Below are 11,074 nucleotides of genomic sequence, written 5' to 3'. Positions count from 1 at the left end.
TTCCTCTGATACAGAAAATCAATTGACACTAGCTGTCAAATAAAATTTGGCAACGTGTCAAATTCGGGGGAGTCATAATCAGGAATCTGTTTATGCTTCCTTTTACCTTGGCCGGGAGAAAATAGTGGATTGAAAAGGGCGTTATTTGGAAACACTTGCCAGATTGCAGGGAAAAATAAACCGAAAAGTATTTTTTGAGCTTTCCTTTGGTCCTCATTTTTGAATGTACCAAGAAAAAAAGATTCTTTAGAAGATGTAAATTCCTTTTCTCCCTTTTTTCAATTTAATTTGCATCCATGAATTCTACGACCAAAAATGCATTGTTGGCCAAAGCCCAGGAAATGCTAAGAGATCAGATTAAAGATATCCAACGCCAATTGACCGAGTTGCAGGAATCTTCCGAAGTGGAAGAGAAAAGTTCTGCCGGGGACAAATTTGAAACCCATCAAGAAATGTTGCATCAAACAAGGGATATTTTAGAAAAAAGACTTTCTTCATCGAGAGTCATGTTGGCCCAATTGAATGCTGTTCCTGTCAAAGAGATGGAAAAAGTAGATGAAGGTGCTTTGATTCAAGTGCCAATGGGAAATATATGGGTATCAATACCGATGGGTAAAGTGGTTTTGGATGGTGTAGACTATCAGTTGGTGTCCAGAGATTCCCCACTAATTTTGGCATTATGGGACCTCAAAAAAGGACAAAGCGCAGACTTCCGTGGCAAGCAGATCGAAGTGAAGGATTTGGTATAGAATCCATTTTAAATATTTTAAATAACAAAACACACAATTAGTACCGCCCTTCGGTGTTCTGAAGGGCGGTTTTATTTTATGTTTTTTCAGTTTTTATGGAATTAATTTTTAATTTTTACTTCTTTAGTGACATCTCTGTCTAGGCCTTGTTTTTTAACCTAAAATTGGTCAGAATAATCAGTTTCAGAACCCAAACGTCGTTTCTATTTTTTATTGTCATTTCTTTGTTTTTATAATAAAATTCTATTTATTACTCTAAATCACCCGATTTAAAGTATTTCTTTTATGTATATATAAAATACATAGAATTTTATATCAAAAAACGAAATACCTTTTCTAGGACTTAATCTGCAAAAATCAGCGAATAAAATTCACTGAAAAAAGCTAGGAATGTCAAAAAAGCTCTTCCAAAGAGTCACTTTGAATCATAAATACGGGTTTGATTGATTATTAATTAATTAAAACACTCAGACCCTAAATGGGAAATGAATTCAAGGTAGGTCATTTATGAAAAATCTTTACTCTGCTACATTTTTATGGGTTGTCTATTTTCTGACCACATTTGTTCAGATTAGCGAAAGTTTGGCGGCACCAATCATCCGGGATGTCTTTGTTTTTTCCGAGTGTGAAAAAAGGGCCCAAATTCGAGTTCGAAACGGCGTGGCTCCTTATACATATGTATGGAGCTTTGGAGGAGAAATCATCCAAACAGATGCTGCTCTAAGTGAAAGTGCGTTTAGTACCATTGAGCAGGCAAAAGCAGGTGACTACACTTTAACCGTCACTGATAATGTTGGAAATACCTACTCAGAAGTCATCAACTTCAAAGGAAGCACCAATTTTATCCTGAATATATTGTATGAAGAAAGTCAAGCCTGTGCCGGTGAGTCTTTTGGTATTGTCTATGGTACAATTGAAAATGGTATTCCTCCTTTCACAATAAATTTTTACGATGAATCCAATACCATTGTCCAAACCAACGTCATCAGTGGAAGAAATATTGACCTAAGTGGTGTTCCTGCCGGCAAATACTTGGTGGAGGTGATTGATGCCACGGGTTGTAAGGAATTGACAGAAATAGAGATAGAAGAAATCGAACCCCTTGTTTTGACTCCTGCTGCAGGAGTCGGTACATTCCCTGAAACATGTATTGAAAATGGAGGGATTACTTTTGATGCAACTGGATTTGTAGGTACAGTCCAATTTAGAATCAGAAGGTCAGATGGCACTTATGTCACAGGCTGGCTTCCCGCACCGGGAGGACAAATCAGCTATAATCAATTGGCCGAAGGGGATTATGTCCTTGAAATTATTGACCAATTTAGATTAGAAGATTGTCCTGAAGAATTGGTTTTTAATATCGGAAATGAAATCCTCTTAGAGGCCATTCCAACAGCTGAAGGAGTCACTTGTTTTGGAGGAACGGATGGAACCATAAAAATTGATATCAACCGATTGTTTATGGGTTTTACATTTCCTCCTGCCACAGCCACTGTTACCATTACCCGACCAAATGGTTCAATTGCTGTAAATGAGGAAAGCATCTCCATTGGTGCCACCTCAGGAACAAGAACTTTCACGGATTTTGGCCCGGGTGTTCATACGATTACAATAAAGCATGGCGGGGCAGACTATCCTGAATGTACGCTTAATTACACCATAAATGTCCCTTCACCTCCGACTGCACTTACTGGTTCAGTGACGACCAATACGGTTACTTGTTTTGGTCAAAACAACGGGTCCGCCACAGTAAATAGATCCGGTGGATGGGGTGGATACAAATATCTCTGGAGCACAGGACAAACCACAAGAACAGTAACCAACCTTGCTCCGGGAAATTATACCGTAAGGTTATCAGACAGAGAAGGATGTTTCATAGATCTTAATGTAACCATTACAGGTCCACCTGCTCCAATTACAGGCGATATAGAATTACTAAACGGATTGGCTTGTGCCGGCTCAAATGATGGTTCGGCACGTGTTTTCAATATTTCAGGAGGATGGGGTGGATATACTTATTTATGGAGTAACGGCGAGACCACCACCACTGCCTTTAATCTTCCCGCTGGCACAAACACCGTAAAAGTAAGGGATAACAAAGGCTGTGAAGTTGAATTCAGCGTTGTGGTTCCTGTCCCTGATGCCCCTGCGGTAACTTATACTCCTGTCAATCCAATTTGTTTTGGTGGAAATGATGGAAGTATCAGGGTACAAATAGCAGACAATGTCCTTTCATTTTCAGTCACAGCAAATGGGGAAACCAAGAGCGGCACTGATGTAACCTTCACCAACCTTCCTGCAGGGCAATATGAGGTAGTAGTTTCCTACGGGCTCAATTGTAACATCACTGAATTTGTTGATGTAATCAATCCTCCTGGAATTACTATCAATGAAAATAACCTGATAATCAATAATCTACTCTGTGCAGGAGATGGTAATGGATCCATCACAGGACTGACCGCTAGTGGAGGGACAGGTACCCTAGCCTATCAATGGCAAAAAGCCGTTTTAGGAAACTTTGAGGATTTGAATGCCCAAACATCACTTGATATTTTTAATTTGACAGGTGGCATATACAAATTAATAGTAACTGACCAAAACGGGTGTACCGTTTCCAAAGAATATACAGTCATTGAACCACTCCCATTAGAGGTTACACCTCCGGTAGTAATAGACGTAGCTTGTTTTGGGGAATTGACCGGATCAGTCAGCTTTACAGTTTCCGGCGGAACAGCACCTTATTCTTATTCTCTTAATGGGGGCGCATTTACTACCACTTCTATCGGTGCGATTACGATTGGCGGATTGGGAGCTTCTACAAATAACTTTGTTGAAATAAGAGATGCCAATGGTTGTGTAGTTCCAAACCTTAATTTTGATGTCACCTCCCTTCCTGTAATTACAATAAGTAATGTCACCATAAACCCTGAAGTTTGTTTCGGGCAAAACAACGGAGGTATTTCGATTGATATTGCAGGAGGTACTGGAAATTTAGGGGTCAATTGGTTTGAAGCAGGAAATTTCTCAACGATTATTTCAACAGATCAAAATCTGACCAATGTTGCTCCAGGCCAATATACCGTAAAGGTATTTGACCTTGGAAATAACGGATGCTTTGTCCAACAAACATTTATCATTCCACCGACACCTGAGTTAGAACTCGATCTAGACGGCGTAGTGAATATCCTTTGCTTTGGGGAAAGCACAGGTGGGGTAAATATTGCTGTTTCTGGCGGAACAGGTGCATATACATATTCATGGACAGGCCCATCAGGCTACACCTCCACTTCTCAGGATATCAGCGCTATCCCTGCAGGCCTTTACAATGTAACTGTTACCGACGCAAATGGCTGCTTCAAAGAATTAAAAGATATCTTGGTAAGTCAGCCCTTAAGTGGAATTGTAGTCAGTTTGTTGAATGTTGTTGACCCCAAATGTCATGATTCCACCGACGGAAGAATTGAAATTCAGATTGCAGGCGGAAACCCTGCTTACTCCTTGAGATGGGAAAAAGAATCCTCACCAGGTATATTTACTCCAATTTCAGGAACTTCACAGACCCTTTCTAATATCGGAGAAGGAACTTACAAGGTGATTGTCACAGATGCCAATTTATGTTCAAGTGAATTGGTCGTCAATGTAAATGCTCCTGATCCATTATTGGTTTCTTTAGTAAGTAAAGATGAGGTTTCCTGTTTTGGAAGAAATGACGGAAGAATAACCATCAATGTAACCGGCGGGACGGGAATCTATTTCTTTGCTTGGGACCATGGATTTATCAACCAAAATCCAAACAATCTCGCCGCCGGACTCTACTCTGTCACTGTCACAGATGCAAACGGCTGTTCATTTAGACTTGAAAACATTGAAATCACCCAACCTGATCCATTGGAAATCAATCTTGTAAGTATCAGTGCACCTACCTGTGCCTACACAGATGGATCCATCGAAGTTGCCTATGTAGGATGGGTTCCGGGATTAAGTTATAACCGCTGGATAGATCTGAGTACCAACACCCAAATTGCTGAAAACGTCACTACTGTTTCAGGTCTGAAACCAGGCTTTTACAGAGTAGAATACAGTTTGGCAGGTGCTTGCATGGTAACACAGACTTACAATGTCCCCGGCCCTAGAAATCCATTGCAGTTGTTTACCAATCCTCAAGATGCAAGCTGTCCGGGAGAATCAGGTATTTTGTTTTTGTCAGCATTTGGCGGCGTTCCTTCTTATACCTACTCTATTTTCTTAGGCGGGGTTTGGCAGACAATAACCAATTCTATATTGTCAGGATTGACGATTGGAACTTATGATGTAAAAGTCACAGATGCAGCTGGTTGTGAAGATTTCTCTACTATCACCATTAATGAACCAAACCCTCCTGTATTTGATGCACAGGTAGAAAAGGATGTCTCTTGCTTTGGTGGAAATGATGGGGTTATCAGATTTGAGGTATCGGGAAATACCACCGGAATCACTGTGCAATGGTACAGAAGAAACAATTTTGGAGGCAAAATTCCAATTACTGAAGCCAATCTGGGATCGCTGATTGCAGGTACTTATTTTATGGAAATCACCTATGCAGGAGGTTGTATGATAGATTCACCTGATTATGTGATTGTAGAGCCAGATGAAATCCTCATTACCCAAGCAGTTCTTCAACCTATTTGCGAGGGAGAATTCGGTTCTTTCGGCATAACCTTTGTGGGTGGATCTCCCGGAAAAACCTTGACTGTCACTTCTATCAACGGGTATTCAAAAACCTACTCCAACCAGGATTCAGGAACATTTGATTTTGAGGAATTACTCCCCGGGGATTATGTTTGGACCATAGGAGACACAGGGTGCCCTGACATAACTGGAAATTTCACGATCATATCACCAGTCAAGCCCGACTTTAACATCAATTCCCAAGATGTGAGCTGTTTTGGAGCAAATGACGGAATTATTGAAATATTAAGTCCTATCGTTCAAGGTGGAAGGACTTACACTGTCTATATCAATGGTGTTAGCCAGGGTGTACAGACAACTTTCTTCGATGTAGCTCCCGGAAATTACCAGATCCGAATTGTGGACAACCTCGGCTGTCAGTCGGATCCGCAACTTGTAATTATCACCCAACCTGAGAGACCTCTGGAAATCACCAATTTAGTTGTTCAAAATGCCAATTGCTTTGGCTCAAGCACAGGGTCAATTAACTTTGAAATTCTTGGCGGAAGGCCGGTATATAGGGCAACTTTAACTCCTGTTTCAGGCCCGACTCAAACCCTTACAAACCTCAACCAAAACACTGTATATTCATTTGCTGCCTTGGCTGCAGGGAATTATACATTGGAAGTATGGGATATCAATAATGTGTGTCAAGTAAGTGAGTTGGTGACAATCTCCCAACCAAATAACTTCACTGTAAGTGCAAACTCAGGAACAATCCTTTGTTTTGGGGGTAATACATTTATTGAATTGTCCCCTGTTGGTGGGACAGAGCCTTACACATTTGTCTGGGAGAAATTCAATACCGGCACAAGCACTTGGGAAACCTTATCAGAAACATCTAAAAGGCTAAGCAATGCAGTTGCCGGACAGTATAGGTATTCTGTTCAGGAAGCAAATGGCTGTGCTGCAGTTTCAGACACCATAATCATTCCTGATGGAAGTGCAGTGACAGTTACTTTTGTGGCTGACCCGATTTTGTGCTATGGCGAATCTGCTTTGGTTACACTTCAAGCTTCATCAGGTAGCTTTACCAATTTCACCTACTTTGTCAATGGAAACCAGATTTTTGGAAATACCTTCCAAGCAAAAGCCGGCAATTACCTTGTCTATGCTATTGACAATGTCAGAGGCTGTATATCTGCGGATGTTAACATCAGCATTGCGCAACCTGCTGCACCGCTAAGTATATTAGATTACTCCTCTTCTAATTTGAGTTGTTTTGAATCAGGTGACGGAAGTATTTCCCTTTCATTAACAGGCGGAACAGCTCCATACACCATAACTTTTGGGGGGTTAGATTATTCTGCAAATGAAAATCAGGTATTGGTTTTCAATAATCTTGATGCATTGGTGGCATATACATTCACAGCAGTAGATGCCAACGGCTGTGCTATAGCAATTCCACCAAAAACCCTTGCACAACCACTTCCATTACAAGCTTCTGCAACTTCAATGGACATTCTTTGCTTTGGCGGAACCTCTGAGATCAGCCTGCAAATTACAGGAGGTACTAGGCCTTATTCCATTTCTTGGTCTTATTCTATTGACAATACCACATTTACCCCGATTCCAGCTTCTACTAATTTCACTACAATAACGGGATTGGTGGCAGGCTTCTATACCTACACAGTATCTGATGGGGGCTGTGCAGATGTAGTAGAAACCATTCAAATCGAAGAACCTTCTAAAGTAATTCTTGATGCTGTGACCACAGATGTTTCATGTTTTGGGGGAAGTGACGGCACAGTTGTATTTACTCCATCTGGTGGGGCTTTTGCTACCTACAGGATATTCTTCAACGGAGTTGAAATTTCAGGGAATTCCGTATCCGGATTGACTGCAGGCATTTACAATGCATTCACCATAAATGGAACGTGTAAATCAGATGTCATCCAAGTTATCATTGGTCAACCTGCACAACCTCTGACTGTTTTGGTGGATAATTTAGACGAAGTCCTCTGTTTTGGAGACCTTTCAGATATCAACTTGAGCATATCAGGAGGTAATGGTTCTTATTTGGCATATCTAAATGGGGTGGAATATACAGTGGATCCAAGCGGAGACATTAGCTTTATTGATTTGTCCCCGGGTACTTATAACCTTCGGGTGATTGACGCCAAAGGTTGTGAATGGGCAAGTGTAGTGACGGTAGCTGACACCACTCCTATTGAGATTTTTCAAGATGAAATCATAGGTATCAGCTGCTTTGGTTCTTCAGATGGAGAGATAAAAGTTTCAATTACCGGAGGCACAGGAAGTTTTACTTACAGATGGCTAAATGCATCCAGCCAAATAGTCGGCACCAATCAGGATTTGTCAGGGGTTCCTGCAGGAGTTTACACTTTGGTGGTCACCGATGAAAACAATTGTGAAGCCACCATGGATTTTGTTATAGGGGATACCACTCCTGTATCATTTACATCATCATTCACCGATATTACTTGCTTTGGCTCACAAAACGGTTCCATTACAGTAGTTGGTTCAGGCGGTAAACCGGGATACACCCTGGTAATAGATGGTATACAATATCCAGGACTTACAGCAAACGGATTAAGACCAAACATTTACAATGTGTATGTCCTTGATGCAAATGGTTGCGCTTCTCCAACAACACAAATTACCATCAACCAACCAACACCACTTACCCTTACTGTAAATAAAGCCAATGTCAGCTGTTTTAACCAAAATAATGGAACTGCAGAAGCCGTGTTTGCGGGAGGTACAGCACCATATACCATAAGGTGGTCAGATGGAAACACACAGGCTACCCGAACAGGATTGGCTCCGGGAAATTATGAGGTGGTCATTACTGATGCCAATGGATGTATTGCAAGAAGCAATGTCATCATCACCCAACCTGCACCGATATTGGTTGTCGAAACTATCAACCCTGTGAGTTGTTTTGGTGGAAGTGATGGTAGCATTTCCTTGGCAATCAGCGGAGGAAACGGAAGTTTCACCGTTAATTGGATCAACAAAGTATCAGGCGCATCCGTGGGTACCGGAAACATTGTCAACAATTTGCCTGAGGGCATTTACGTTGCCACTATAAGAGATCCGTTTGGTTGTGAATCAATCAGAGAATATACCATTACACAGCCTGCAGAGCCTTTGTCTATTTCACCTATCATTTCGCATGTACGTTGTTCAGGTGAAAATAATGGAAACATAGATCTCATTATAGCCGGAGGAACAGGCCCTTACACTTATGAATGGTCATCCGGAGAAACAACAAGAGCCATCAACGGTAAGGCGGGAGGAACATATACCGTAAATGTCAGAGATAGTAAAGGATGTATTGTAAGTCAGACATTTGTAATTGATGAACCACTTCCGATTGAAATATCTCTGGAATCAACTCAAAATGTCTCCTGTAAGTTTGGAAATGATGGCAGAATCAAAATCAATATCACAGGAGGAACAGGCATCTATACTATTCAATGGAGCAACGGCATGTCAGGAACTGAAATCTCAGGGCTTAGAGCAGGTGATTATACCGTATTTGTGATTGATGAAAACTCCTGTCTGCAAAGTGCCACATATACCATTACCGAACCAGCAGCAGCATTGGCTGTTTCAGCCATAATTTCAACTGAGCTATGTGAATTTGACCAGCTGATTGAATTAAACCTGACCGTTACGGGCGGAACAGCGCCATACACTTTCGCCTGGTCAAATGGAGCTACCAGTCAAAACCTCATTGGAATTACACCCGGCAACTATTCCGTTACCGTCACCGACTCCAAAGGATGTTCTGTTAATGAGACATTCACTGTGCCACCTCCGACATCGCCTATGGAAATCGATTTGGAGGGTAAATTTGCTGTCTGTACTAATGGTGAAAGAGGAGAAATAATTGCTACTGTAACTGGAGGCTTGGCGCCATATACCTATCAATGGTCAAATGGAGCAACATCTTCTACTGTCACCGATCTACTGCCAGGTTCTTACACCTTGGTGGTTACTGATGCCAAAGGATGTACAGTTTCTGAGACCATTGAAATTGCAAGGCCTTTAAATTTGAGAATCAGTCTCATCAATATCAAAGCAGTCTCCTGCTTCAGCGGTATGGATGGCCTTATTGAAATAGGTATAACGGGAGGAAAAGCCCCTTATAAAATCAATTGGAGCAATGGGCTGGAAGGTCAATTGGCAGCAACAAATCTTGCTGCGGGAACATACAATGTCACAGTAGAAGATGCTTTGGGATGTATTGTGACCGGAACTTACAATATCCGAGAACCAGAGTTGCTTTCATTCCGAGAAACTGTTGAAAACAGCAAATGCGCAGGAAGCAATAATGGTGTCATCACCCTCAACGTGTTTGGCGGTGCAGCACCTTATACTTACAGATGGTCCAATGGAGCTAACAGCAGAGTAATTAGGAACCTTGCCCCTGACACCTATAATGTATTGATCACCGATAGAAACGGTTGCGTAACAGGAGGTACTTTTGTGGTCTCTGAACCCGATCCAATAGTCATCGAAAGTAATCATTCCGAAATGTTGGATTGCTTTGGGGATGAAAATGGATTTATAAGCCTGGATGTCCGTGGAGGAATTCAACCTTACCGAATCAAATGGGCTGATACCCCTATCGAAACTTTGAGCAGGTCAAATCTTCCTGCAGGTACATACAATGTAAGTATTACCGATGATAATGGCTGTATTGAGAACAAAACCTTTGAAATAAGGCAACCGGATCTTCTCGAGGTCAGACTCTTTACCAGATTTGACGTCAATTGCGAAACAAGAGAACTCACAGGGGTAGCTTGGCTTGTCATCAAAGGCGGCACACCTGATTACCGAATAGAGTGGAACACCGGTTCTTCCAATGTAGAAGAAACCAACTTCTATGAAGATGGTGAAATTACTGCCATTGTCACCGACCGGAATGGATGCCTTGTCGAAGTTTCCAAAGAAGTAACTATGCCCATCGCATTTACGGATGCTGCATTTACTTACACCGTTATATCAATTGGTGTTCAAGGTGAAATATTGGTAAATGAACCTGTCCAGTTTAACGATGCAACCCTTGGGCAGGTAATTGCATGGGAATGGGACTTTGGTGATGGCACCAAGAGTAATGAACAAAACCCTGTCCATACCTTTACCAAAATAGGAAAGTATACCATCTCCCTCAAAACATTTGATGCTTTGGGTTGTGTATCCGAAACCAAAATGGAAATTGAAGTATTCGGTTCCTACAGAATATTGGTACCAAATGCCTTTACTCCTAATGGCGATGGCCTGAATGACACTTTCATACCAAAAATGAGGGGAATTGAGGATTTTGAGCTTCACATCTTCAATAAGTGGGGTGAATTGGTGTATTCTGCTTTCAGCAAAGAGGATGCAGGCTGGGACGGAACCTTAAATGGCAAAATGAGTCCAAACGGTAACTATGTCTACAAGATCATCTTCAAGGCTGTAGATGGTGAAAAAGGAAGTCAAACAGGTGTATTTACACTCGTATTATAAAATAGCCTGATACTTGATTTTATGCCGCCGCCTTCAAAATTAGGCGGCGGTTTTGTCTTTTTTTATGGGTTTATTTTTAATAAAAATTCAATTTTAGATCTGCAATTTTAAGATGCTTCGTCTTTGGGGATTCA

At 41.4% G+C, this 11,074-nt stretch carries 2 protein-coding genes; both read left to right on the top strand.

What is annotated here, in order from left to right; translation table 11 throughout:
- Positions 1–296 precede the first annotated feature (296 nt).
- On the top strand, positions 297–749 hold the full coding sequence (locus MMU07_RS05300) for a hypothetical protein (protein ID WP_241124794.1): 453 nt from the start codon (positions 297–299) through the stop codon (positions 747–749).
- A gap of 507 nt (positions 750–1,256) precedes the next feature.
- Complete coding sequence (locus tag MMU07_RS05295; protein WP_241124793.1) at positions 1,257–10,940, top strand: T9SS type B sorting domain-containing protein; 9,684 nt, start codon at positions 1,257–1,259, stop codon at positions 10,938–10,940.
- The last annotated feature ends 134 nt before the right edge of the window (positions 10,941–11,074 follow it).

This window comes from Cognataquiflexum nitidum (genome assembly GCF_022538055.1).
GTDB lineage: Bacteria > Bacteroidota > Bacteroidia > Cytophagales > Cyclobacteriaceae > Cognataquiflexum > Cognataquiflexum nitidum.
Note: the sequence above shows the minus strand (reverse complement) of the source record. Positions and strands in the feature narration are given on the sequence as shown.